We start from the raw sequence: 25,834 nt of genomic DNA on the forward strand, positions 1-25,834 counted from the left end.
AAAAAAAATCCCGGAACTCCCCCGCAGGGGACCCCGAGATTTCGCGTTTCCTATATAAGCTTTTCATTCAGGGCTTGGCTCCGACCCAATAGTCGTATGCATGGACCACATTGCCGTAATAGGCAGCATGCTCGCCAATCAGATCAGGAAGCAAAGCCAATTGACGTTCCATTTCGACCGCGCCAACGTCATGGAACGAGATGTGCGCTCCTTCATGATTTTCTTTCATTTCCACGGAGACAAGCAGCTTTTTGCCCAGACGATCCGCGATTTCCATTTCCTGCTTCACCACTGCCGCAATTCCGTTCGAGCCCTCTGCCTTATTGCGGAATGCCATTAACGATACATGGTCGAGGGTACGAATCATGAACTCCGACACCGACATATCTTTGCCCGGCAATTCATAGATATCCAGCCAAACCGCCAAGTCCACGCTTGTTTCCAAATGGCTGTCCTTCTTTGTCTCCTCCTGAAAATAAGCAACATTGCTTGCCCATTCGGTCAAAAGTCGATCCCGGTTCGCTTCCCACTCGGGAAGTGTATACGGTTCGATATCCAGATGGATGCCCTCAAATCGCTCCTCTGGTTGCGCTTCGGCGTTATAGTTTTTGACGTAATCGACTAAACGTTGAATGCGGGGCCTGTTTTCTTCCTTTGCCCAGATGGGATGGCCACCCATGGCATGAACCTGAATCCCCTGAGCGTGAGCCCGTTTCACAAACGAACGGTAGCTGGAATACGGCTGCTCCAGATCTAGGCGAACGTACAACCAGTTTATTCGCTGCGCTTTGGCAAACTCGAGGATATGCTCACCGCCGTCATCCGTCACCTCCGAAGCCTCCCAAATATAGGTCCCTCGAATGCCTGTTTCGTTGCCTGGCGTTTCCGGTTTGCTTGGTTCGCTTGAATCAAGCTGCCCCCAATATACAATGTCATGGACCGCCGTTCCGGCGTAGGAGGCATGATTCGCAAACGAATTCGCGACTTCCGACAGCACTTGCTCCAATCGGGCCGTTCCCTTTCCTGCAAAACTGGTGAATTCTTCGCCAGGCATCGGTTTGGTATTTACGCCGACCGTAATTGACACATTCCTGTCTTGCGCCCAATTCATTTCCTGCTCAATCAGTCGAATAATTCCATTGCTGCCCTCTGCATTATCGCGGTAAACTAATAAAGTGATTTGGTCGAAACGATCCATGAACCAACGCGATAACGGTTCGTTATCCGTATCCTCCGATGTTTTATGACCTGCAACGGTGTACGAATCCAGCCAAAACGGCAAGTCTACGTTCACCTGAAGCGAACCTTCTTGTTCCACTCGTTCATGGAGCAATTCCATATTGTTCATCCAAGATTCGATCAACGGGACAGGATTGTCCTTCCATGCCGGCAGTACATAGGGCTTAACGTCCAGATGAAGGGCTGCAAACCGTTCTTCCGGTCCAACCGAGGCGTTATATTCGCTTACCCAGGAAGCTAGCGCAAGCATGGGACCCTCGCGGCCTTTGACCCCCCAAGACGGATCGCCGCCGAGTGCTTCTACCGCAATACCCGCATTGCTTGCTTTCGCAATGAAAGATTGATAGACCTCATGCTTCAAATTCATATCCACGCTGACATACAGTCGATTCACGTTATGTTTGGCCGACTGGGCAAGCAAGGCCTCACCTCCGTCGTATATGGATGAAGCCTGCCATACCCACGCCGCCCTTATATTGGCGTCATCTTCCTCAGATGAATCAAAACCCGTCATGATGATCCCTCCAATCAACAAAAGAAGCCACAGCCCTCTTCGGGATGGATTCCCGAGCATATTCTCCCTCCATTTCTCTGTATTGTTCTGAAATCACACCTATTATAGCAACGGGAGTACCAAAAACAAATAAGCCCAAGTGCTTAACTTGGGCTTGGCCGCTTCATTTCATAGCAAAACGCATCAGCGGGAGATCATCCCGGTTCTAGTCCTCATATATCATTTTCCGGGTCATTCCTCCATCCACCGTCAGGTTGGTACCCGTGACAAAGGTATTGTCCGGATCAGTCAGATATAAGCAAGCGCGGGCAATATCCGAAGGGACTCCAACCCGACCTGAAGGGTGCTGCTCATGGTCTTCCGGCTTCAACTCGTCTATATTTCCTGTTTCGACCCATCCCGGACTGATACAATTGACCCGAATTCGATCCTTGCCAAGCGATATGGCGAGCGCATGAGTGAGAGCCACGATGGCACCTTTGGATGCTGCATACGCTTCCGTGTCAGGCTCGGACATCAATGCACGCGTGGATGCCATGTTGACGATGGACCCGCCCCGTTCATTGTTTCTCATATATTTGGCCGCCTCACGGCTCGCAAGAAAACAGCTTCTTGCATTGGTGTTAAGCACATCGTCCCATTCGTCTACCGTAAGATCATAAGGGGATTTCCAGCGTGCCACGCCGGCATTGTTGATGAGAATGTCCACGCGCCCGAATTCCTTCACCGCCGTACCCACCAGCCGAATGATATCTTCTTCCTTTCGGACGTCGCAGTGAACAAAAACAGCTTCTCCGCCTTCATGGCGGATCGAGGCTGTGGCGGCAGCTCCCTCGGCTTCCTGATGGTCGGCAAGCACCACCTTGGCACCCGCCAGCGCATAGGCCTCAGCCACGTTTCTTCCGATTCCTTGCGCGGCTCCCGTAACGATGACAACTTGATCTGTAAATGACATGCCTCTGTCCTCCCTGAATTGCAATGATTCATTTATCATAAACGTTATTACTCATTTATACACCATCAAGAAACGCATTCCGATCTAAATCATGAAATACTTTCTTACAGAAGAACGCAAAAAAAACTTGCACCTTTAAGGCACAAGCTGAACGATTACCCGCGCACGCGCTCCGTATACAGTCGGTTGTTCCGTTCAAATCCCACATAACGGGTTCCCTTGAAAGAGAGACGCCCTTCGTCTCCTTCAGAGCAAAGGCCGTATTCTTCGCCGCTAACCCTGAACTCCATTCGGTCCCCGCTCTCGACTTCAAACGTGACATAGTATAATGTACGGGCAGAGCTTCCGGGTTCGGCGTGCGATTGCTGGACTTGCATTCTTCTTCCGGTAATTCGCGAGGAAACCGTAAGCAGCGGTTCGGCGTTGTTTTTCCCCCACCTCCATATCTCTTTTCCCATCGACAGAAGAACGATACCGATAATCAGGACAAATACGACCGGAAAGACGGTTCCAAAAAAATCAAACATCCAGGATGATTCAATTCCCAAGTCTCCCCCTCCGTTCTGGGACAGCCGTAGTCTTGGCCCTTCTTTCAGTAATGTATATGCACTTCGGCGCAGAACTTGTTAGCCGGATTCAAATTCAGGCCGGGTTCTCCAACATCAAAAAGCCCCTTAAAGGGGCCATGAGATTACTATTACTTTATAGTCTATGCGTACATCTCATCCATAAATCCGCGAGTGATTCCCACGCCGTCAGCTTGTTCGGGATCAGCCTGTTGCGCATGTTTGGCCATGCATTCCCTCACTTCTTCCTCCGTTGTACAGAAGCATGCATCCTCACAAGTGTAGCATAATTGAAGCATGTATCGAGTTAAATCGTCCGCCTGTGTGAGTTGAACTTGTTCGTTGGTTCTCATCATCATCACTCCCATCTCTTCTTGATCTCAATATAACATCATTTCAGAATTGTTTTTGTGATTATTTTCACAAAGTAAGTGAAAGAAAAAGAACCCGACGGTTCTTCTCTTTAACGTTTTGCTGGCTATAACACTTTCCAGTGCACGCCTCCATCCACGGTTTGCAGCAGCAGCGAACGTTTATTATCCGTATTCTCCACCAGGACCCAGCCCAATTTTCGGGAGATCATCTGCAGTTTATTGATTTCGGGATATTCATCCAATATTTTCTGCAATACCCTGCTTTCGGGAAGCGGTTCCCACGTTTTCCCTGCATTCTTCGTATGATACGTCACATCTCCTTGGATGGCCCAACCTTCCTTTTCATTTAAGAAAGCTGGGGACAGGTTCCGGTTCAGGCCTGCTTGCTGATTTAAACCAAATGTGGACAATGTCCAGCTCTTTCCGCCATCGGCTGTGAAAAAACCGCTGAATTTTGTCGTTTCCCCGGACGAACAGGCTAACGACATCCAAGCGCTCTTTGCTTCCCGTCCGAAAAACTGCGGAGAACCGAGATTAAAGTTGCCGCATGCGTTGAATTTGCTGCGGTCGAAGAAGGAAGGTCCGGCTTTCCATTCCTTTCCTCCGTTAGTGGTTACATACAGCTTCGGCAAGCCAAACTCGACGGCAGTCAGAAATCCGTGATGCGAATCCGAAAAAGTCATGCCTGTCGCATAACCGCGCTTCGAAATCTCTCCAGCGGACGTATTCTCGGCTTCATCACCGGATTCCATGAGCTTCCAGCTGATACCTCCATCTTCGGTGATGTACAGCTTTTTCTCCTGTTTTCCGATGGTCGAGTCCACCGTGGTCAAAATCCAGCCCTTTTCGGGAGAGACAAAAGAAACCGCGGCGACTTTATCCGTTTTGGATAACGAAGACAAGCTCCAACTGGCCCCCCCGTTATTCGTGCGCAGCACGATCGTATCCGTTCCGCCCATTCCTTCCCGGACGATCCAGCCATGCATGCTATCCACAAAATAAATGTTCTGTCCATATACGGGGTTGGACGGAAACTGCACATTCTCCGATGGAGAAATGTTGCTCCAGGTTGCCCCCTGATCCTGCGTATAGTACAAACGCAATGCGTTGCGCGTCACGCCCCATGCCAAGCCACCGTTTTCGTTGAGCATTTGAAAATCGGTCAGCCGGGTTTGAATTTGATATTTGGTTGTTTCCGCAGCCGGTGTATTCGTGCTTACTGGGGGAACGACAGTTAATGTCTGTCCGGCATTGCCGCCATCCAGATCCTCATCCTGTGCCTGCGGCGGCTGTGCTGCAGGAGTCTGACCCGAGTCCGTGCAAGCAGCAAGCAACGTTGCGATCCCCAGAGACAGAAGCGCTGCCTGGGTTAGCTTGATCCATCGCGAACGCAAGTGGTCTCCACCTTTCTTGTCCAATCGACAGGCAAACAAGCCTGTTCTACCTGGTGTTTTCATAATTTGCATTCATCGTTAACTATAAAGCCAAACCGTTCATGCAAATCCATCTCTCCCATTCTACCATAAACCTCTTGGAAAGGCCCATCGACAAACCTGGACAGAAAGGGAGACTGAAGTTGAATGCCATGAAACGTTTGATTCGGCCGGATCAGGACTTTAGACACTAATTCCGGTTTTGCGACCTAAAATATGACAAATAACATAGACAGTCTCGCTTTTTGGTTAAATATCCCTTAATATGGATGAAGGCACACCCAAAAGGAGAGGATCTGATATGGTAGATCATGCAATGCTTAAGCCAAGCCGTGTCGTTATTGTAGGCATGGGTGCGGTAGGAACAACGACCGGGTACACGCTCATGTTGCGGCAGCGTTCTTCCGAGCTGGTGTTCGTGGACGTAAATCATGACAAAGCAGTCGGTGAAATGCTGGATATGAACCACGGCCTACCGTTCACAGGAGGCGTCAAGGTATGGGCAGGCGATTATTCGGATTGCAAGGATGCAGATATCATCATTATTACGGCGGGGGCATCCCAGAAGCCGGGCGAAACCCGGATTGATCTGTTGAAAAGAAATGCGAGCATTTTCAAAGACATTATCGAGCGCATTACGGCAGTCAATTCCCATGGAATTCTGCTCATTGCGACGAATCCTGTAGATATTTTATCCTATACATCCTGGAAGCAAAGCGGTTGGCCTGCTTCGCGGGTCATCGGTTCCGGCACACTGCTTGACAGTGCGCGTTTTCGCTACCTTATCGGCAAAAACAAAGGCATCGATCCGCGCAGCATCCATGCCCATATTATCGGCGAGCACGGTGATTCCGAAGTCCCGGTATGGAGCCTGGCCAACGTGGCCGGCACGGATCTTGAGCTAAGCGAAGAAGAACAACAAGACATTTTTGACCGCACCAAAAACGCTGCTTATGAGATTATTAATGCCAAAGGAGCCACATCCTATGCCATTGCGCTTGCTCTCGATCGCATCGTCGCCGCCATTCTGGGCAACGAAGGCTCCGTGCTGAACGTATCCACCTTGCTTGAGGATTACAATGGTGTATCGGATGTATATCTTGGCGTACCTTGCATCGTTGACCGAAACGGCGTTCGCGAAATTTTGCCTCTGCCGTTGAACGAAACGGAAAAGCTTGCTTTCCAGGCTTCGGCCAACAAACTAAAGGAGCAAATTTCCGGGCTGGAATAGCCAGCAGGCTATTCGCTGACGTCATGGCTCACCAAAACGGATAAAAATAGACCAACCATTCTACCGCTGGCCAGAAAGGTTGGTCTTTTGCCTCTTGTACAGCATCACCGACTAAACCGGCGGTGCCCATGGAGTCAAATACAAATAATTAAGTTTACATAATAATAATTTCGTCGACCTAGTTCTTGTGGTTTCAGCTTTTTTCCAAAAATAAACCAAAAAAACAAGTTCCATCCGTTCAGATAGAACTTGTTTTAATGATTCATTTTGAACAAAGGCCGGATCTTATCCCATTTCGCCCGGCTACTCGCCGACAAACGAAGGAAGCTTGACGTCAAGCAGCGCCATCGCTTCTTCCTTCTCGCGACTGGTGACGTGGGTATATACCGTCGTCGTCTGGATCGAGGCATGACCCAACAACTCCTGAACCGTTCGCAGATCGGCTCCACGCCGCAGCATCATCGTTGCAAACGAATGCCGCAGCTTATGGCTGGAGTAATGCAGACGCTGATTCGATGGGGATTCCTGCTGGAAACGGTCGAACGTTTCGGTTGAAATCAACTGAATGCTCCGAATGGATAATCTTTTCCCTTTTTGCGAAACAAACATCGCCTCTTCCTTTTCACGCCAAGGAGCCAATCGTCCCTTCACCGCTTGGGACAGTATATCCGCGACCATTTCGGGCACGGGTAACGTCCGCCACTTCCTTCCCTTCCCGAATACGTCGAGCGTCCGCCGCTCGGCATTGTAATCTTGGCAGTTCAATGCATGAACTTCGCCTACACGCAGCCCCATATATCCCATCAGCAGGAAAATGGCCAGATTGCGCGTCCGGTATTTACCTGCGACGGATTGCAAAAAACGTTCCAATCCATGCTCGTCCAGAAAAACGGGGGCACGGTTTTTTTCAGTCTTCGACTTTTTGATGCCAGACGCCGGGTTGTTGGTCAGCACTTCCAGTTCGATCAGAGACTTGAAGAAACAGTTCACCGCCGCATGCTTGCGATTACGCGTGGCGTCACTGACCCCGCGTTCGCGGGCACGGGACAGAAAGGACAGCACATGCAGCTTTTTAACCTGCTCCAACGATTTTCCTTGGATGGACATGAGAAATTCAGCCACGTCGCCTGTGTAAGATTTTACCGTGTACCGAGTATATCCGGCATCCTTCATCCAGATGTGAAAAGCCTCCAACTCGTCGGCATATTGCTCCTGAATCTCCTCGCTGATCATTCGTTTCGTTCACCACACATCCGTTAGTTTTGCGAATTTATGCGTTCTCTCGCTCCCTTGATGGCGCATCGCCTGTTCTCCCAAATATATGTCATATTTCTTAAGGGTGCAACCCCGGAAGCTTTGGCCGGAACCCATCTTATTTCATTTTATCGCCTGTTTTCTCAGCTTCGGCGGATCACATTTTATGATTTGCGCATGAAAAAAAGCCCATAACCAACACGAACTCGCGTCAGAAATGAACTTTGCTTCGCATGTCGATCATGGTTCAGCTGCAGCTAATAGATGGAATGGATGCCTCATCGTCTGCTCTTGTTTTCGCTCTGCTTCGCAACCGGGCGCAGTGGATTCAAGTGGCTGTAATGCCTGCCATACGTGAAGTAGATCAACAATCCGATGAACAGCCACACAAAAAACACGATCCAGGTCAACATTTCCAGCCGAGTCATCAAATATACGCAGCCTATGGCACTAAGGATCGGAATGTACGGCACCAATGGCACTTTAAATCCTCGTTTCAAGTCCGGATGGTTTTTACGCAATACGATGATCCCGAGACTCACTACGGCAAAAGCAAACAACGTGCCGATGTTCGTCAATTCCGCCAATCGGCCGAGGGAAATGAATCCGGAGAACAGCGCGATGATAATGCCTGCAACCCAAGTGCCTGCAGCCGGAGTCTGGCTTTTGCCGCTGATTTTGGAAAAGACGGGCGACAACAGGCCATCGCGCGACATCGAATAAAGCAAACGTGTCTGTCCGTACATCATGACAAGCAGCACCGTCGTTATTCCCGTAATGGCACCCAGAGCGACTATCCAGGATAATCCGGTCAAATGAACGAACTCAAACGCAAAGGCTACGGGATCCGCAACGTTTAACATATGGAAAGGAACGATGCCGGTCAGAATCAGCGACACGACAATATAAAGGAGCGTACAAATGGCTAACGATGCAATGATGCCGATCGGCAGGTCGCGCTGCGGTCGTTTGACCTCTTCGGCTGCCGTGGACACCGCATCGAATCCGATATAGGCGAAAAACACGGTAGCCGCACCGGCGGTTACGCCCGAAAGGCCAAACGGCAGAAACGGCTGCCAATTCGCCGGCTGCACATAAAATACCCCAACGCCGATGAAGATCAGCACCACGATGATTTTGATCCCGACCATAATACCATTGGCGCGTGCCGCTTCCTTGACGCCGCGCGTAAGCAGAAACGTAATGATTAACGTAATCACAGCGGCCGTAACGTCAAAGTAGGTTCCTTTTTCCGGATCAAAGGCGCTTGTCCATGCGTGCGGCAATTGAATGCCGAAACCCGAAAGCAATGTCTGAAAATACCCCGACCAACCACTCGCGACCGCCGCGCTGGCAAATCCATATTCCAGAATAAGGTCCCATCCCAAAACCCAGGCGATGACCTCGCCAAAAGCCGTGTAGCTGTAAGTATATGCACTGCCCGAAGCAGGCACGGTTGAAGCGAATTCGGAATAACATAACGCGGCAAAGGAACAAATAAGGCCTGCCAACAAAAAGGACAGCACCAGTCCAGGTCCGGCATGTTCGGCAGCGGCTACACCGGTGAGGACAAAAATCCCTGTTCCAATGATGGCCCCTACTCCAAGGGTCGTCAGATCCAAAGCTCCAAGCGCCCGTTTCAAACCACTGCCTGAATCACCTTCAACCGAGATTTGCTTTTTTCTGAATAATGCAGCTCTTGCTTCGTTTTTGCTCATGGACATATTCCTCTCGTAACAAGGTGTGGTCGTTGGTACATCTGTTCTATGAAAAATCCGTTTGTTCTATCTTACCCGGCAACTATAAAAAACTACTGTTTTCTACACTTTGACGCTTTGCTCTAATAAATTTTTTTTGCAAAGTACTCAAGCGGCTTATTTTGTGTTTTTCACCCGAAATTTATCATTTCATATCACGAACTGTTGGACACGAACGAAAGAAAAAATCGTTTTAAAGCAAAACTGCGTATAATTTATATTATGCGCAGTTTTTAATCTCCATTTTCCGCGTGGAGATGCAGCATTATGCTGTTGTTATCTGTAGTTTGATGAAACAAACGAAAAATGCGTCAAAAAAGCCGCATGTTCCCATGCGGCCTCCTTCACAATATAGATTTGAATGAACCTGTCCTATATGGATATATGGATCCTTCCACCAAAACCAGGCGGTTGCTCCCTCATCAGGAATATACGATTCGTTCTGCGTCGCTAAACCGATATTGCTGAAGCAAGTACACTTTGCTTTCCATGGCCTGGCGTCGAATCTTGTCCAAATCCACGCCGATGAGTTTGCCCCCCTGCTTCACAAGCCGTCCTGCGACAAATACGGTATCCACGTTGGAAGGATTCGCAAATTGCACGACGGCGCCTATCGGATCATGCACCGGGAACAGATTGAGATCCGTGGTGCGGATCATGATCAGGTCAGCTTCCTTGCCTGGGGCAAGCGTACCCACTTTGCTTCCAAGTCCCAGCGCCTGCGCACCTGCCGATGTTGCAAACCGCAACACTTGCCTGGACTGCAAATTCAGCTCGCCGGGCATCTCTCCGTTTTCCAGCGCGAGCTCGTTCATTTTGGCCCGTTCGGCTTGCAACGCAAATTTCATCTGGGAGAACATGTCTCCACCCGTCGATGTCACGACATCGACGCCAAGCGTCGGCGTGCCTCCTTGCTCCAGAAAAGCACCCGTTGCAGGATAGCCATGTCCCATCATCATTTCCACTTCCGGCGTCACCGATAACGAAGCACCGCTATCGGCGAGCAGCTTATATTCGTCGATGCCCATGGTATTGCCGTGCACCAAATTGACGTCCGGGCCGAGCAAACCGTGTTCAGCCATCCTGGCGACCGAGCGGTCCACCGAACCCCAGCTGCCAAACCCTGCATGCATGGAGCAGATCGCATCCAGCTCGCGGGCAAGACGAATTTCGTCCACCGCTGTATCCCAGTGACTGAATTCGGGTCCCCGTATAGCGAGTCCAAACGTTAATAATTGGTCGTTCGAAGAAAAATGCTGAAGCTTTACCCTTCTCACATCGGCTGAATATGTCAAACGGCTTTCCCGATTCCAATATTCGGTCTCTCCGGGAACCCCGTACGCAAACACAGCCCGAATGCCGGCATCGCGCAACCCCCGAACAAGCTCATCCGTATGGTCCGGCGTATAGGGCATGCTCCAATCGAGGATCGTGGTCACGCCTGCATTAAGCGCTTCCAATGAACCGAGCAAATTGGCGATATAACTGTCTTGCGGTCGAAGCTTGCTGCCCATCGCCCCATAATAAAGATTTTGCAAATAAACGGGCAAGGACCAGTTCGTTCCCGCGGTACGCAGCAGCGATTCCCATACATGGCGGTGGGTATCCACCAACCCGGGCAGAATAATCATGTCGGAAGCATCGATCACGATCGCTTCCTCACATTCCAGATCAGGCCTTATTGCCGTAATGATTGAACCTTCAATCAGCACATCCGCCCGGGCATACTGACCTACCGAAGGATCCATGGACAATACGCAGCCATTTTTGAGCAAATAACCTTTTTCCACAAGACACATCTCCAATCCTCATGTTATGGGTACGTTCAGGTACTTACACAAGTTGTTGATGAAAGGTTGTCTGTTCATGGATGCAAGATTATGAGTGTATTATTTCAAGGATATAACGATTATATAGCACTTGTTAATGACGCACAATCATGGAATGAATACCCGTCCAATAATAAGATCAGTTCAATCCATGGGATAACCATTATTTCAATGGATAGATAAGCTGTATATGATTCAACGGCATGAGTCCCTCATACAAAGCATGATTATGATCGGCACCCACAATACACAACATACGTGCATCCGCATTGTCTTTGATTGCGTTTATGATTCGTTGAAGCATGATATCATGCCGACATTCCCATCGTATGGCATGCGCTTTTGGATCCAACCTTTTCAGCCACTGATATTTCAGTCGGGTCACATGGTCGAATGCTTCCGTATTAAATGGAATAGCACCCTTACCGGAAGCCGCAAGCTGTTTGTGCCACCAATGATCCAATTCATTCTCCAACCGTTCTTTTTCGGGCCCGGTATAGCTTCGCAAAGGATCGAAATCGTTCCAAATATCAAGTTCCACCCAATCCACGGGAACAAACTTGATCTTTTTTTCTTCGCATAACGGAAAGATCAGGTCGTAATATTCGCTTGGGGGTTCGCCCCAGTACCCTCTATTTGCAGGCTCCTTTTTGTATTTCTCGAAACTGGATGGCAAAACCTCGCCGCAGATTACATCCGGATCAAAATCAACAATTAACCTTTCTATGGTTTCAAGTGTTAAATGGTGCTGCACTCGCAGCTCTTCATCATGTACGACTCCCAAAATACCTACGACTTCCATTTCAGCAACCCCTTAAGCTCCGAATTATTTCTTAAACGAACGTTTATGCTCGTCTAAAGCACCTTTCAACGATTTGACGATATTCCAGCGTATTATTCCGATTATTCTTATGGAAATTAAATATTTATTTCGCAAAAACTCTTGCACTGCTAGCGCTTTCACATTTAAGATGAATCTATTGATGTTACAGCTTGTGTAACGAACCTATAAACCAATCGAATAGGATCTTCGGGGTAGGGTGCAATTCCCAACCGGCGGTGATGTTCTTCGGAACCAGCCCGCGACTCGCTGTTTGACCAGTTTTGGACAGCGACTGACCTGGTGCGACTCCAGGGCCGACGGTATAGTCCGGATGAGAGAAGATCAACACATGAATACGGCCGTTCTCGGGAACGCCTTTTTTCCCGACGCCATATTCATGCGTGTGAGCCCCCGTTATTTGGCGTACGCCGAAACGGGGGCTTTTGTCGAATCTGCCAACTGAAGATTCCGTGTTCTGACGAAGGAGTCCTGAATATGGAAAACCATCAAACTGCATCAAACGTTCCGACCAAGCAACGAGGCAACACCGGATTCTGGTTGGTTGTGCTTGGCGCTGCCCTCTGGGGCGTCGACCCTCTTTTCCGCATTCTTTTGCTCGAAACGATGACCTCCACCCAGATCGTCCTGGTGGAACATATCATTGTAAGCCTGATCGCCCTTCCCGTACTTTGGAAATTCAGGGCCGACCTGAAAAATCTGCGCGCACGCCATTGGATTGCCGTCATTTTCATTTCCTGGGGCGGTTCTGCGCTTGCCACGGTGTTATTCACGCTGGCCCTCACTCATAATGATCCAAACACGGTACTGCTGCTGCAAAAAATGCAGCCCTTGTTCGCGATCGTGATGGCAAAGCTGCTGTTAAAAGAATCGCTGCCGCGCCGCTTTGGCGGGTTGTTCATCATTGCGCTGGCAGGAACCTACTTGCTGACCTTTGGATTGACGCTCCCCTCGGCCGGATGGGACAGCTGGGTCCATGCAGGCAGCTTGTTGTCCCTGGGCGCTGCCGCGCTATGGGGAGGCTCCACGGTTATGGGCCGGCTGATGCTGGGACAAACGCGGTATGAAACGGTAACCTCCCTTCGTTTCGTCGTTGCCCTGCCGCTGCTCATCTTCATGACCTGGAATGAAGGCGCACCATGGTCCTTCCCTTCAGGTACGGGTGCCCAGGCTGCGGTCATCCTGAACATTTTGGGCCAAGCGCTGCTGCCTGGATTGTTGAGTCTTTTGCTGTATTACAAAGGTCTCTCTTCGACCAAGGCATCGGTGGCTACTTTGGCTGAATTGAGCTTTCCGATGGCAGGCGTGCTGGTGAACTGGATCGCTTTCCGTACGCTGATTACTTGGGAGCAGCTCATCGGTTTCGTCCTGATCTGGATCGCCCTGTTCGCCATCTCCAGACAGCAAGATCGTTCGCCATCCAACACCAACCTTGAAGCTGCGCGAAGATTGCGCACAGAGTGAATCAAGATAGCATATCATTAATGGCATGATTTGTATATCCACACTGTTTGTTCCTTCTGGGCAAACAGTGTTTTTTTATGGTTGAACGTGCAGCATCGCATTACATTGCGCTTTTGTCTTTTCGTCCACCTGATGGTACGATGACTATGGAACATGCTCAGCCCAATACATATTGAGAGGAACGATACACATGTCTTCATTTCCATATACATCCTATGACGCCGTCGGTTTGGCAGAGCTTGTGCGTGCGCGGCAAGTATCGCCAAACGAGCTATTGGATGCGGCATTTGCCCGACTGAACGAGTTCAATCCCCGGTTAAACGCCGTGATCCGCACGTATGAGACACGCGCAAGGCAGGAAGCCAACAAGACAAGGCCGGGGGAACAACCTTTTGCCGGCGTACCGCTCTTGTTGAAGGACATTTCGCAATCCTTGGAAAACGAGCTTCTCACTTCCGGTTCGCGTTTGTTCAGCGAGCACCGCGCTGTGCGCAGCTCCAATTTCGTCCAACGCCTGCGTGAGGCCGGTTTTATTATTATCGGGCATACCAATACGCCGGAGTTCGGCTTGAAAAACATCACAGAACCCAGCCTGCACGGCCCGACGCGCAATCCATGGAACACGGAGCACTCGCCAGGCGGTTCCAGCGGCGGAGCGGCGGCAGCCGTTGCCTCGGGAATGGTTCCACTGGCAGGTGCAAGCGACGGCGGCGGCTCGATCCGCATACCTGCAGCGTTTAGCGGACTGTTCGGTCTGAAGCCTACGCGCGGCCGGACGCCGGTTGGTCCAGGCGCAGGCCGTCAATGGCAGGGCGCCTCCATCGATTTTGCCTTGTCCCGCACCGTGCGCGACAGTGCGGCACTGTTGGATGTGCTGCAAGTCGTCCAGCCGGAAGCGGCGTTCCACGCCCCTCTTTTTCCGGGGAGTTACCAGGCAGACATGAACTATCCACACCAACGAAAACTGAAAATCGCATATACTACGGCTTCGCCTGTAGGAACACCTGTCAGCGAAGAAGCCAAACAAGCGGTGTACAAGCTCGTTCGCTGGCTCGAAGAGCAAGGCCACGACGTTGAAGAAAAACTCAGTCCCGTCAACGGCGTTCGTCTGATCGAAAACTACTACATGATGAACAGTGGAGAAATGGCCGCCATGGTTTCCTCCATTGAACGCTCCATCGGACGTGAGCTGACCGCAAGAGATATGGAAATCGAAGCCTGGGTCATTGCCGAGGCAGGCAAAAAAGTATCTGCCGCCGAGTTCGTTCACAGTTTGGCTGAGTGGGATGTTGCCGCTGCGCAGATGTCCAAGCTGTTCGAACGATATGATTTTTACGTAACGCCCACGAACGCTTTTCCAGCACCACGAATCGGGGAATTAACGGCCGATGCCAAACGGATCGACGAATTGATGATGGTCAGCGAATTGGACAAGGATCGGCAGCAGCAGCTTATTTATGAAATGTTTGAGCCGAGCTTGACCTATACTCCATTTACCCAGCTTGCCAATTTGACGGGTCAGCCTGCCATGAGCGTACCTATACACATGACCCCGGACGGCCTGCCTATGGGAGCTCAGATCATGGCGACTAAAGGCCGTGAGGACTGGCTGTTTCATTTGGCCGGACAGCTTGAAGCATCCGAGCTCTGGATTGGCTTGAAAGGCAACCCGATGTTCCCCGCCTAAAGCGGAAGAGGGATTATGGGGATGGGATCTTTGATGTCGGGTTATATATAAGCGATACGAAGTCGATGGATACCCCCGCATAACCATCATGTCATGCGGGGTGTATACCTCATCTGTATTTCACCTTATTCAATGCCTTGTAATGCAAAGTAGTTTCTTTTCTATTTAGGTTTACATAATATTTATGTTGTATACTATTAAAGTTAGGCACATGACTTAACCTCACACTTTCCGTTGAATGCCTTAAAGCCTGCTCTTCCCTTTCTCTTTAGCAACTAACGTCAATCGTCAAAAAAGTCGCAGCACATCGGTCATCGAACCGATATACTGCGACTGTTCTGTTCAAATTTTCTTTTAATTCACGCTGTCGTCGGCCGAGGGGCCATACAATCCAGGAACGGGAATGTCCAGGAGTCTGAAGTAAACTCCAAGCTGTGCACGGTGATGGATCATATGGCTAAGACCGAAGGTGCGCAATGCGATTGCCCGCGGGCGCTGCAAAATGACATAATCCCCGCTTCGCAAGGTCCACTCCTCGCCCAGCATTTCCTCGCTGCATTCGGATAACAGCTTTTCCAGTTTTGCGGCGTTCTCGTCGAATTCGTTCAACACATCCGCTCGACTTGTCAAAGCTTCCCGTCTGGGCGGCACAGTCGCCAGATCCAGTTCAGGTCCAACAAAAATCGCGACTTGCCAGTTTACCAGGTTGATTAAGTGCGTGGTCAGCCCGCCGAGCGTCATCGATTTAGCGTGTGGACGCCATTCCATATGCTCATCGGGCAAGCGTTCCAGGATGCGGCGGGTAGAAGCCAGCTCGTGTTTGGCATCGCCAATAATCAGATCTATTGCCACAGTTTACCATCCTCCCTTATATGTACAGAATACTATAAACTTGGACTCGTGGAAAGATCATTTTTGTGCCGCATCAACTCTGTCAGCAAGCATTTCACCGCAAAAAGCAGCCCCTGAGGGCTGCCGGCACATCATAAGGAATTACTCCAAATGAACCGATCATGATTAAACTTAAGGACGACATGTCCAAATAGAGCATTGGTTTTCAATCGGTCAGCGACCGGTCTTTACTCCGCTGATTTTCGAGCCATATTGGACTATCATTACGTCTTGGCCAACGAGGGTTGGCAATGGGGTCCCTTTGTACAATACGGAGGCCAACGTTTTTCCACTGTTCGTATCCATGGCCACCAGATTGCCGTTCCCTAAACGGGCATAGGCAATGCCATCACGGCCCGGAATTGACCAATCCACGACCGACACCGGGAAAACGTAAGTTTTATCGGGCTTGGTGATGGAAGGATCGTTCACGGGAAAGCGTGAAACGACCGCTTGTTTTTGACGTTCATCGTATTTGCCGATGACATAGAAGTAACTTCCATCGGATACGACATCGACCGCGCTAAGTTCTTCCACAAAGTCTACAGGGACATAAGAACGGGTAGCCTTAATCTTTCCGCTGCTTAATTCAATTTCATCAATATTTGCCGCATAACCGGCATCGATGCCTTCGGTTACGTCACGGGAGTAAAACGTTTTTCCGTTTGAATACAGGATGTCCTGATGGTCCCCATCGTTTAGCGTCCATTTCACTTTACCGGTCGCGGCATCGATCCCTTTCAAACTGCTCGTTGTTAAACCTCCCGAGATGGTCGTAGATGCGACAAGCATTTTCCCGGTAAGAAGAACGTTGTACCCATGTTCGCCGCCTTTTAATTTCCATTTCACTATACCGTTTGAGGCGTTGTATGCGGTTAGACCATATTCGTCCCCGACATAAATCACCCCATCCGCCAGATGCAAACTGAAATTGGAGTAACTCTCCCCTTTTCCTGGGCGTAATTGCGTTTTAACTTTCCATTGCAATTTACCTGTTTTTGCATTCAGTTTCAGCAGCTGCCCCGTTGTATCCGTAATCCACACCGATTGGCCATCCGTAACTGTTTGTGAAGACGCAGCAGCCCGATAAGTCCAGCGAGTTTTGCCGGACAAAGCATCAAAGGCAATGTATTTACCACCAACCGTGTAGTATAAATCATTCTTGATTAGTGTGGCCTTAATGTCCGTTTGACTCAGGTCCCCTAAAGTTTTGGTCCAAACGGGTTTCAGGTTCGTGGACGCCACGTTGTCTGCAGACTGGGCCGATACCTGGTTGGTATCCACCCAAAACGATGAGACTGGCGATAAGAGAAAAGTTATGGCTAATCCTGTTTTGACGAATCTGGACAATGTTTGTTTTCCAATCGAATTCATTGTTTCTGTTCCTCCTGTTATTCCGGATTTAGTGTCAATTGTAATCCTACTCACTAGTTTTTTCAAGAACCTATCGTTTCTAGAAGTACTACGTATGCTGCCGTTATGCCTCATTCGAGTACGAGTTCCTTGAAGGTTTCAAGATGCTTTTCGGGAATATCGCATTCGTTTATCAAATAGTTTTCTATGGTGCCATGGCGAGCCAGAATGGGTTGAAGCACATCCTCCAGATAGTCGCGCCTTACCTCCAATATAGGTTTGATCCGTTCTGCCGGCACGCGGTAAAAACTCATGAAACGAATCATGTTCTCCGCTTTTTTCATGCGAGGTCCAATGCGTACATTGGAATACAGGTAATCCTTCAGGACGTGATCATACGGAACGTTGAGAAAAAGCTGGATGATCGCCACGATAAATCCGGTTCGGTCTTTGCCTCCGGTGCAATGAATCAGAACGGGCAATTTTTCTTTCCTGGATAACAAACCGAAAATGTTTTTGATCGTGGATTGGGATCCGTTCCCCATATGAAAATACATGTCCTTCATCTGTTGTTCAAAGTTAATCTCGCTCCCATGCCGGATCAAATATTTCATGAATTCAAGCCTGGTAAACGCTTGGCTTTTGTCCTGCATAGGCAGATTAGCGACCTCGATCCCCCGATTCAGCATGCGGCTCTTTTTGGACTGTTGTTCGGTCTCCGTCCTCAAATCACAAATCAATTGCATGCCGGTCTGTTCCAGCCGCGCAATGTCCCTTCTCGAAAGCTTGGATAAATCGTCCGAGCGGAACAGATGCCCTCTCTTCACTCTCTTGCCGTCGGTCGTGTTATAACCCCCAAAGTCCCTGAAGTTGCCCAACCCGTCAAAAGAAGATATGATGCCGTGCTCTTTGTTATTCTTGTCCATGTTCGCTTCCTACTTTCTGATCTCACATTCATGTAAAGTATTTACACCGATACTCGTTCTTGAAAACTAATAACCATCATAATTTGACTAACTGGTTTTGTAAAGAACCATATGTTCAAAAATGTGTTTTATCGCTTCGTCTGATGATTGACACAACGTCATGTGAAGGATATGATGTATCGTGACTTATGGGTTTTATATAAAACTAATAGGTTAAGAAAGGCGAAAATATGCCTTGCGGAACGGGCTGAAGCCGGCCAGCCTCGTCCCGTCAAATCCTCATGAAAGCAGGTATTCATGCATGTCTCAACATTCATTTCTTCAGGAACAGCCCAAAGAAAGTTCATTTTCCATTCGACCGTATCTACCGCCGCTGATCGCGATCGTCATCGGAACGTTTATGGTTATTCTGGATAGTACGGCGGTGAACGTCGCCCTTCCGACTTGGGTGCGGGATTTCGGCGTTACGCTCCAAACGATGCAGTGGGCGGTCACCGCTTATACGTTAGCTCTCTCTGCAGTCATTCCACTGGCAGGGTGGCTTTCGGACAAATTTGGCGCTAAGCGAGTGTTCCTGAGTTCCATCGGATTTTTCACGCTTGGTTCTCTGCTGTGCGCATTTGCTCAAACGTCCGGACAGCTCATTCTTTTTCGGGTCATTCAAGGTTTAGGAGGAGGAATGGTTTCTCCGGTCGGAATGGCGATGGTGTATCGCCTGGCGCCTCCTGACAAACGTGGGTCAATTATCGGCATGCTGGGCATACCGATGCTTCTCGCTCCTGCTCTCGGGCCGGTTATATCCGGATGGTTGGTTGAATACGTGAGCTGGCATTGGATTTTCTGGATTAACCTTCCGATCGGGTTGGCAGGAATATGGATCGGCATGAAGCACCTGCCCTCCTTCCAATCCCAAGCAAACCCTCGTTTGGATGTGTTGGGCTTATTTCTCGGCCCTGCTGCTTTTGCTTGTCTGACGTTCGGCTTCAGCGAAGCAGGGAGCGGCTTGGCCTCTTCATACGCTCTTTGGGGCTTGTCGGCGGGTACCGTTTTGCTGGCACTCTTCGTCATCTCCTGTTTAGTGCAGCGAGCACCGCTTCTTGAATTGCGCGTTATGAAGTCCGGGCCGTTTACGATCGGAATAATAACCTCCTGGATCATGCAAACGGCTCTGTTCGGTACCGTGCTTTTATTTCCGCTGCTCCTTCAGCAGGTCAAGCAATTGGGACCACTGGCAACAGGCCTTCACCTTTTGCCTCAGGCGATCGGTTCGATGATCTTCATGCCATTGGCCGGAAAATGGTTTGACAAAATGGGGGCGCGTCCTCCATTGACTGTGGGCATGCTGCTGATCTCAGGCGGGCTTTTTGCCATGTCGATTGTGGGAACGGATTACGGTCCTTCCTTCATCATGCTCATTTTGTTTGCGCTCGGTTCAGGGATGGGTCTGTCAATGATGTCGCTTAACACTTACGTATTGAACGCCACGCCGCCCCAGATGGTTAGCCGGGTTACTCCGCTAACGAGCGCTTCCCAACAAGTGGTGTCATCCTTTGCGATTGCCGGTTTTACGGGTTATCTCTCGTCACGCATCACGAATAACGCAGGCAAAGAGCTGTCTGCCATGGATGCTCACACCGCTGCTTTTAGTGACACATTTTGGCTGGCCGCTTGCATCGCGACGGTGGGATTGGTATGCAGCTTTTTGTTGAAGAAAAAAACGCCGTCCGCAAAGAAAGGCTCCTCTTCCTCTGTGAATGACTCAAACGAAAGGATACATGAACATGATCAATTTCCTCTTTAATCCCAAAACGCCTATTCTCGTCACAGTGCTGGCATTGCTAGCGGCCATCATTGCGGTATGGTTTGCTCCATCGGAGCTCCCCATTCACTTTACGAATGGTCAAGCCGACAGGTTTGTCAGTCGATGGGTCGGCTTGTTTGCTCTTCCTGTCTTGATGATTGTTCTGCTCTATCGCAGATGGAGGGAAGGTGCCGGCTGGCTTATTTATGTACTGGCTCTATTGCAAATTTGCATGTTATGGCTCGCTTTGATCTAGGCGTCCCCGAAGCAATCCTTCTTTTTTGCTCTTCGAATATTGGTTATACTTGACTAAGGAGCTGGAGAGGCATTAAACCTGATCCGTAACGAGTGATAAGGAGAACTGAACATGAGTTTATTGAAGGACAAAATCATCCAATCCGCCGTCCGCCTTTTTATGGAAAAAGGCTATCGGGCAACGTCGATTCAAGACATCGCAGACGATTGCAGCATCGCGAAAGGATCTCTGTACAAATTTTTCGAATCCAAAGAAGACTTGTTCGTCAGCATTTTGAAACAACGTCAGCAATCGATGATGGATGGGGTGGAGCGAATTCGTAAATTGGCACTGCCACGCCGGGAAACGTACTTATCCGAAATTACGTGTTTGTTTCAATTCTTTGGCCGCCATGGCTACTATATTTCCCGGGATTATAATGAATTTCCTCCGGGAGGCAGCGACAATATTTCCTCTCTCATTCATCAGATTCAGGTTCAAATGTTCAACTACTACGAGAATCTGTTGTCGAGGCAATACGGTTCGGCCATCTCGAATTGGAAGTGGGACGTGACAGCCCTGTTCAGCGGTCTTGTTCGGGAGTATACTTTTCATTTGTTGTTTGCATACAAACCGATCCCGGCCGAAAAACTGGCGGTATTTATTGCGGAACGGATGGATGATTTGGTGGATGGCCTGGGCAAAGCTTCTCCCCTGCCCTTATTAACACCCGAGCTTATGAAAGAATACGAGGAAGTGGATTTGGGTTCAGCGGTACCCACAAATTCAGGCAGAATCTCTACCTTGTTTCGAACCATACAATCGACCATTCCTGATCTGTATGTTCCGAATGCCCGAAAGAAGGAGCTTCAAGAAGTGGCAATGCTGCTTGAGGAGGAGTTGGCCGGGGACAAGCCGCGGACTTTTCTGATTCAAGCATTGCTTCGGGATTTGGCTGCGGAGCCCGAATTGTCTTTCTACGCCAATCAGCTGCAGCAGCGTTTGGGAGTAATCCGACAAGAGAGGCAGTAGCCGGCTCAAAAAAAATATCCTGCAGCAAAGAGGGCTCCGAACCCGCTTTTCGCTGCAGGATATTCTGCTTAATGGGAAACGTTATTCACGGGCATAAGCCCCAAAAGACATGCGTTTCCTATTCTCATTGGTAAAAGGCAGCCATATCATCGAACAATTTTTTGATAAATTCAAGCTCGGCATTGCTGTATTGACCCAAAAAATCGTACATGCGCTGCTTTTCTTTCGCATGAAGCTCGTCGTGGGCAGCGAACAGCTTTTTCCCGACAGGCGTCAATCGAAAGTATACTTCTTTTTTGTTATCGTTAAGCTGAGCTTTTCGTACCCAACCAGCCTTAAGCAATTTATTGGCGATCTTGGAGGTATTGCCTTTGCTTACATGAATCCGTTCCGCGATGGACGTGATATTGATCGGCTCTTGCTCTCCGATGCATGCAATGGTATGCAGTTCCGTCATGTTCAAGCTGAAGCTGGCACCGATGTGCTTTCGGAGATCCTCAAGGTATGACGCGGATATCCGAGATTCGTATTGTTCTTTGTGTTGAAGGAATTGAATGAAGCTTTCATGAATTGCGTTTTTGTTTTTATTTAAAGTCTCCATGATCTGCTTGGCTCCTTGACTTATTTCTTTTATTATATCACTGCATGTTTTCCTAAGAAACAAAGAGGACCTGTACCTGCTTGCCTTCTCAACGCAATGATCCAAGCTTGCCTCACGTCGCAATCCCGGGTTGACACTACAGGTAGCACACTGTACAATAATATTGTTTCATATGAAACAATATTATTGTCGTAATTAAAAGTATGTACTTATTCATCTAAATTATTATGTTTTCTTCGGAAACAATAAGAAAGAGAGTGATTCCAAATGAAGGTTGAATCCATCATTAGGGAACGCCGGAGCATACGGAAGTTCTCCGATCAGCCCGTGCCCGATCACCTTATTCAGGATGTATTGAATCAAGCGTCTAATTTGTGCGACTCACAAATGCTGAATGCCATGACGCTTATGTTGGCCCTGTCGCACGAATCCAAAACTCGTCTTTCCCGGTATATGATGGATTCTTTTGCGGTTACCCGGTTTGGCAAGCTCACCCCTAAGCCCCTAAAGGAAACGATGGTGAAGTACTTTTCCGAGGTTCCCGGCCTCGTGGCCGTTGTTGTGGAAGATCATGGTTCACCGGAGCAACGAGACCGGCAGTATGCAAATGTTTGTTTTTACCTGCAAAACCTGCAGCTGTTAGCTTGGGAAAACGGGATCGGCATGTTTTGGCGCACAGATGAAATGTTGTATACCAGGCCTTTTTTTGAACAACTGGGCATGTCAGAACGTGAACGATTGGTCGGTATTTTGATCTTTGGTTTCATTGACAAAACACCCCGTCCCCGCAAGCGGACGCCTGCCGCAAAAAAATGGAGTCGCTGGCCGCAAACCTGAACGATTTGATGCACTCGTTCCCATCTCTGATTTATTCGTATAACAACGAACATAACCAATTATATACCAATCTTGATTTAACTTCCCCGGCTTATATCACTTAAAGAAACGGAGCAGAAGATCATGTTAATTTCGGATGTATTGCACAAAAACGATCGATTTCCTTCCTTCGAACCAAAACCGGTCGACCCTGAAGCGATTCTGCGTCTATTGGATGCAGCGGTATGGGCACCGAATGATGGTCTGCGGGAACCCTGGCGTTTCCTGTTCGTGGAAGGCAAACACCGTGAAGAAGCACTGCCTCTCCACCGTCGCGAAGCCCCGGCGCATCTTGTCGTCATTGCGAATGCCGAAGGCGCCATGCATAAACAAGCGGAAGATTTGGCCGCCGTTTACTGCTTGATTCAAAACTTAAAGCTGCTCGGGATGGACAACGGCATAGGCATTGAGGTTTGCATCGAGGGCTGGATCTATGACGAGACGGTACGCCAAAGATTGGGGATACGGGATCATGAGCGAATAGCGGCAATTCTGAATATAGGGTACGCGGATATTGGAAGCCTATCCCAAAAAGATCAACCCACCCGTCTCCGTATTCGTGAATGTTAATGACGGAACCACGATCTTGACCTGAGCTCGGGACTAGATCGTGGTTCCATTCTTTAAAGAGACAATCGCTATTTTTAGCGACTTTGCATCGTCTGTTTCTTTGTCCACGATAATATGCATCAGCTGCTTCCTCAGCATACCGGAACTATTCACCTTGTTTTTTTCGACAAACACTGATGATGGAAGAAGACGAAGGCGTGAAGGGTGTTTTATCCCAGTCCGAATACTGGCTTTCGATATGAAAGCCGTGACGGGTCAACAGATGCTTAAGCGTATCATTATCCGTAAAACGACATGCAATTCGCGAAGTTGTTTTCCTGAATCCCCAATCGCGGAAAGTGACCCAGTGCATGATTTGGTTCCTTGCATCATAGGATTGCGTTCCGGATACCTTGACTTTAATTCCATCCTGATCCGTAAATTCTCCCCAGATTGTTTCCTCTTCATCAGAAAGATCGGTCCCCACGGGGTTCCGTGTTTCAAAAACGAATCTTCCGTTCGGCTCCAAGTGTTTGTAAACTGTTCGGAGCAAGGCTATTTGGTCCTCATTGCTCAAAAATGCTTGAAATGCATTTCCGGTTAAATAAATCAAAGAAAAGCGCTTATCGGAATCGAAGGTAAGAGCATCCGCTTCAATAAACTCCACAGGCAAGCCTTGAGCCTTAAACCGCGCATACTCAAGCATCGCTGCAGAAATATCAACGCCGGTTATATGAATCCCCGATTTTGCTAAATGAATGGTTGCCAATCCTGTACCGCACGCAAGCTCTAACACTTCGCCCGGGCTCGATCTGGCAGCTTCAAGATAGAAATTGTATTTTGTTGTATCCCCGCCGAATTCAAGATCATAATTGATCGGGTCTCGATACTCTTCAAGATTATTGTGGTTGATCAACATGAATCCGTATCCCTTCTCCCCTTTGATCCCTGTCATTACAGAGATCCAACTTATGCATAACGTCAGTTTTTTGCTGAATAATACAGATTCGCGCCGATCGAGGACAGACAATGAACGACGAATATACCCGTAATGATAAAGAACGATAGAGAGACTCCTTCCATAACCATGGCGACAATCCAAGCAACGGCAAGCGTGACTGTTGTAGCATTCCATGAAAAAGCCTTTGATTTGGTAATACAATACATGTACCTTTCATCGAGTTCGTACCGCTTTTTGAGCCTGCTCCGGGATACGATGACCGTGATTATGGCTGCAAGCATCCCTGCTATGATTCCTCCGACGCCTACAATCTGGTTCATGACTTCAGGATTCAATGTTTTCGTCCCCCTCGAAAATGAATAATTCCTCAATGCTGCACCTAAAGGTTTGGGCTATCTTGTGTGCCAACACAAGCGAAGGTTTATACTTCCCTGCTTCCAGGGAAACGACCGTTTGCCTGGACACTTTGAGCAGACGAGACAATTCTTCCTGTGTCAATGACGCATCCATGCGCTTAGTGCGGATATGGTTTTGCACGTTAGTCCTCCAAAAACCAAAATGTAAAGTCAGCTTTACATAGCCCACTATACTTTACGTGTAATAATATGTCAATTATGGTTTTTTAACTCTAACCTCCTGCTCTTCGCTGCAGACTCTGAATCAACTGTTTTTTCTGCATTTTTGCCTTGATTTATTATGAAACGGTTCGATGAAGCCAATAATAAGAAATTGATTCGAATGAAATACTTCGGGGAGTGATTGCATGCATGCTGAGTAATTTTATAATCGCTTTTGTAATTCCCGTGATCATTGGCGGATGGATTCTGCGCAGAAACCTCAGCATCCTAGTTGTTTTTTATCCGCTGGGAGTGGCCGCCTCCAGCTGCGTCAACAATGTGGGTTTTAATTTTTTTTGGAATATCCTCCCGAACACCAACAATCAATCGTATGCAGCCCTCCCTATGGATTTAGGTTTATATCCGATGTTCGGATGTCTTATGATGTATGCCATTCTTGAAAAAGGGATGAAGCCTTGGCCGACAATACTGGCATCATCCTTCATTTTAACGATTCTGGAGTGGATCGCTAAACAAATGGGCAAGGTGATCTATTTCAATGATTGGAACATTTACTGGACGTTTTTGTCCTACTTTCTGCCTTTCGTTTTAGCTTACGGGTATAGCCTTGTTTTCAGAAAAATGTTTAAAGATTCTAAGTAAAATCGCACATTATGAGGTGCCGCCAAGGGGGAATATAGAAAACCCCGTATAGCGACAAGGGCAAAATAGCTTTTTAGTCTCATACGGGTGGCTAACAACGGCTGCCCCCTCAAACCCTTGCTCAGGTTCAATTAAAGAACGACTCTGCATGGCTCACTTACCCTGCAGAGATTGTTAAACGGCATGGTCATGCCGTACAGGATCAGGATGTAATGATCCGTGCTTTTCAAAGAAAACGCTTTAAT

The 25,834-nt window shown here is 48.7% G+C and carries 25 protein-coding genes and 1 riboswitch; of the genes, 9 read left to right on the plus strand and 16 right to left on the minus strand.

The window, feature by feature from the left end:
- Positions 1-67: 67 nt before the first annotated feature.
- The 5 genes from RSX24_RS10580 to RSX24_RS10600 form a co-directional block, all read right to left on the minus strand.
- A complete protein-coding gene (locus RSX24_RS10580) occupies positions 68-1,753 on the minus strand; it encodes a hypothetical protein (RefSeq protein ID WP_236414197.1) in 1,686 nt (561 codons plus the stop codon).
- Between the two features lie 205 nt (positions 1,754-1,958).
- Positions 1,959-2,708, minus strand: coding sequence for a glucose 1-dehydrogenase (locus tag RSX24_RS10585; protein ID WP_343260547.1), 750 nt, complete (start codon positions 2,706-2,708; stop codon positions 1,959-1,961).
- A gap of 155 nt (positions 2,709-2,863) precedes the next feature.
- Complete coding sequence (locus RSX24_RS10590) at positions 2,864-3,256, minus strand: DUF2500 domain-containing protein (protein WP_236414193.1); 393 nt, start codon at positions 3,254-3,256, stop codon at positions 2,864-2,866.
- Between the two features lie 161 nt (positions 3,257-3,417).
- Positions 3,418-3,627: a hypothetical protein gene (locus RSX24_RS10595; protein ID WP_343260548.1), complete on the minus strand. Its 210-nt coding sequence runs from the start codon at positions 3,625-3,627 to the stop codon at positions 3,418-3,420.
- 125 nt (positions 3,628-3,752) lie between these two features.
- Positions 3,753-5,042: a WD40/YVTN/BNR-like repeat-containing protein gene (locus RSX24_RS10600; protein ID WP_343260549.1), complete on the minus strand. Its 1,290-nt coding sequence runs from the start codon at positions 5,040-5,042 to the stop codon at positions 3,753-3,755.
- Between the two features lie 340 nt (positions 5,043-5,382).
- Between RSX24_RS10600 and RSX24_RS10605 the strand changes: the two genes are divergently transcribed.
- Positions 5,383-6,312, plus strand: coding sequence for an L-lactate dehydrogenase (locus RSX24_RS10605; RefSeq protein WP_339278266.1), 930 nt, complete (start codon positions 5,383-5,385; stop codon positions 6,310-6,312).
- Positions 6,313-6,615: 303 nt separating this feature from the next.
- Here the strand turns inward: RSX24_RS10605 and RSX24_RS10610 are convergent, their stop codons facing one another.
- From RSX24_RS10610 to RSX24_RS10625, 4 genes are all read right to left on the minus strand, one after another.
- A complete protein-coding gene (locus RSX24_RS10610) occupies positions 6,616-7,545 on the minus strand; it encodes a tyrosine-type recombinase/integrase (protein ID WP_343260550.1) in 930 nt (309 codons plus the stop codon).
- 299 nt (positions 7,546-7,844) lie between these two features.
- Complete coding sequence (bcaP, locus tag RSX24_RS10615) at positions 7,845-9,284, minus strand: branched-chain amino acid transporter BcaP (protein WP_343260551.1); 1,440 nt, start codon at positions 9,282-9,284, stop codon at positions 7,845-7,847.
- A 461-nt stretch (positions 9,285-9,745) separates the two neighbouring features.
- Positions 9,746-11,113, minus strand: coding sequence for an amidohydrolase family protein (locus tag RSX24_RS10620; RefSeq protein WP_438286803.1), 1,368 nt, complete (start codon positions 11,111-11,113; stop codon positions 9,746-9,748).
- A gap of 202 nt (positions 11,114-11,315) precedes the next feature.
- Positions 11,316-11,954, minus strand: a complete 639-nt coding sequence (locus RSX24_RS10625; RefSeq protein WP_343260552.1) for a hypothetical protein — start codon at positions 11,952-11,954, stop codon at positions 11,316-11,318.
- Positions 11,955-12,174: 220 nt separating this feature from the next.
- Positions 12,175-12,322, plus strand: a riboswitch (FMN riboswitch).
- 148 nt (positions 12,323-12,470) lie between these two features.
- On the opposite strand from RSX24_RS10625, the gene RSX24_RS10630 reads away from it, so the two are divergent.
- The gene (locus RSX24_RS10630; protein ID WP_339278262.1) at positions 12,471-13,457 is read left to right on the plus strand and encodes a DMT family transporter; all 987 of its coding nucleotides are present in this window, start codon (positions 12,471-12,473) and stop codon (positions 13,455-13,457) included.
- Between the two features lie 190 nt (positions 13,458-13,647).
- A complete protein-coding gene (locus RSX24_RS10635; RefSeq protein ID WP_343260553.1) occupies positions 13,648-15,144 on the plus strand; it encodes an amidase in 1,497 nt (498 codons plus the stop codon).
- A 354-nt stretch (positions 15,145-15,498) separates the two neighbouring features.
- Here RSX24_RS10635 and RSX24_RS10640 read toward each other — a convergent pair whose 3' ends face one another.
- From RSX24_RS10640 to RSX24_RS10650, 3 genes are all read right to left on the minus strand, one after another.
- A complete protein-coding gene (locus RSX24_RS10640) occupies positions 15,499-15,996 on the minus strand; it encodes a DinB family protein (RefSeq protein ID WP_236414174.1) in 498 nt (165 codons plus the stop codon).
- Between the two features lie 213 nt (positions 15,997-16,209).
- On the minus strand, positions 16,210-17,409 hold the full coding sequence (locus tag RSX24_RS10645; RefSeq protein WP_343260554.1) for an outer membrane protein assembly factor BamB family protein: 1,200 nt from the start codon (positions 17,407-17,409) through the stop codon (positions 16,210-16,212).
- A gap of 110 nt (positions 17,410-17,519) precedes the next feature.
- Entirely contained in the window at positions 17,520-18,314 is a 795-nt protein-coding gene (locus tag RSX24_RS10650; protein WP_343260555.1) for a tyrosine-protein phosphatase, read from the minus strand.
- A gap of 301 nt (positions 18,315-18,615) precedes the next feature.
- Here RSX24_RS10650 and RSX24_RS10655 point away from each other — a divergent pair, with 301 nt between their 5' ends.
- The 3 genes from RSX24_RS10655 to RSX24_RS10665 all read left to right on the plus strand — a co-directional run bounded on the left by RSX24_RS10655 (position 18,616) and on the right by RSX24_RS10665 (position 21,382).
- Positions 18,616-20,115, plus strand: coding sequence for an MDR family MFS transporter (locus RSX24_RS10655; RefSeq protein ID WP_343260556.1), 1,500 nt, complete (start codon positions 18,616-18,618; stop codon positions 20,113-20,115).
- Entirely contained in the window at positions 20,096-20,371 is a 276-nt protein-coding gene (locus RSX24_RS10660) for a DUF1648 domain-containing protein (protein ID WP_339278256.1), read from the plus strand. Before RSX24_RS10655 ends, RSX24_RS10660 begins: the two co-directional genes overlap by 20 nt.
- A 111-nt stretch (positions 20,372-20,482) precedes the next feature.
- Positions 20,483-21,382, plus strand: a complete 900-nt coding sequence (locus RSX24_RS10665) for a TetR/AcrR family transcriptional regulator (RefSeq protein ID WP_339278255.1) — start codon at positions 20,483-20,485, stop codon at positions 21,380-21,382.
- A gap of 124 nt (positions 21,383-21,506) precedes the next feature.
- On the opposite strand, the gene RSX24_RS10670 is transcribed toward RSX24_RS10665, so the two are convergent.
- On the minus strand, positions 21,507-21,983 hold the full coding sequence (locus RSX24_RS10670; protein WP_339278254.1) for a MarR family transcriptional regulator: 477 nt from the start codon (positions 21,981-21,983) through the stop codon (positions 21,507-21,509).
- Positions 21,984-22,250: 267 nt separating this feature from the next.
- Between RSX24_RS10670 and RSX24_RS10675 the strand changes: the two genes are divergently transcribed.
- Both RSX24_RS10675 and RSX24_RS10680 read left to right on the plus strand, forming a co-directional pair.
- Positions 22,251-22,820, plus strand: coding sequence for a nitroreductase family protein (locus RSX24_RS10675; RefSeq protein ID WP_236414167.1), 570 nt, complete (start codon positions 22,251-22,253; stop codon positions 22,818-22,820).
- A 123-nt stretch (positions 22,821-22,943) separates the two neighbouring features.
- The gene (locus RSX24_RS10680) at positions 22,944-23,429 is read left to right on the plus strand and encodes a nitroreductase family protein (protein WP_343260557.1); all 486 of its coding nucleotides are present in this window, start codon (positions 22,944-22,946) and stop codon (positions 23,427-23,429) included.
- Between the two features lie 145 nt (positions 23,430-23,574).
- Here RSX24_RS10680 and RSX24_RS10685 read toward each other — a convergent pair whose 3' ends face one another.
- The 3 genes from RSX24_RS10685 to RSX24_RS10695 all read right to left on the minus strand — a co-directional run bounded on the left by RSX24_RS10685 (position 23,575) and on the right by RSX24_RS10695 (position 24,906).
- Positions 23,575-24,327, minus strand: coding sequence for a class I SAM-dependent methyltransferase (locus RSX24_RS10685; RefSeq protein ID WP_343260558.1), 753 nt, complete (start codon positions 24,325-24,327; stop codon positions 23,575-23,577).
- A 62-nt stretch (positions 24,328-24,389) separates the two neighbouring features.
- Positions 24,390-24,704: a hypothetical protein gene (locus RSX24_RS10690; RefSeq protein WP_343260559.1), complete on the minus strand. Its 315-nt coding sequence runs from the start codon at positions 24,702-24,704 to the stop codon at positions 24,390-24,392.
- Positions 24,694-24,906, minus strand: coding sequence for a helix-turn-helix transcriptional regulator (locus RSX24_RS10695; protein WP_343260560.1), 213 nt, complete (start codon positions 24,904-24,906; stop codon positions 24,694-24,696). The genes RSX24_RS10690 and RSX24_RS10695 overlap by 11 nt, the downstream gene beginning before the upstream one ends.
- A 230-nt stretch (positions 24,907-25,136) precedes the next feature.
- Here RSX24_RS10695 and RSX24_RS10700 point away from each other — a divergent pair, with 230 nt between their 5' ends.
- A complete protein-coding gene (locus tag RSX24_RS10700; protein WP_343260561.1) occupies positions 25,137-25,589 on the plus strand; it encodes a CBO0543 family protein in 453 nt (150 codons plus the stop codon).
- Positions 25,590-25,834 lie beyond the last annotated feature (245 nt).

Source organism: Paenibacillus hubeiensis, assembly GCF_032334105.1.
GTDB lineage: Bacteria > Bacillota > Bacilli > Paenibacillales > Paenibacillaceae > Paenibacillus > Paenibacillus hubeiensis.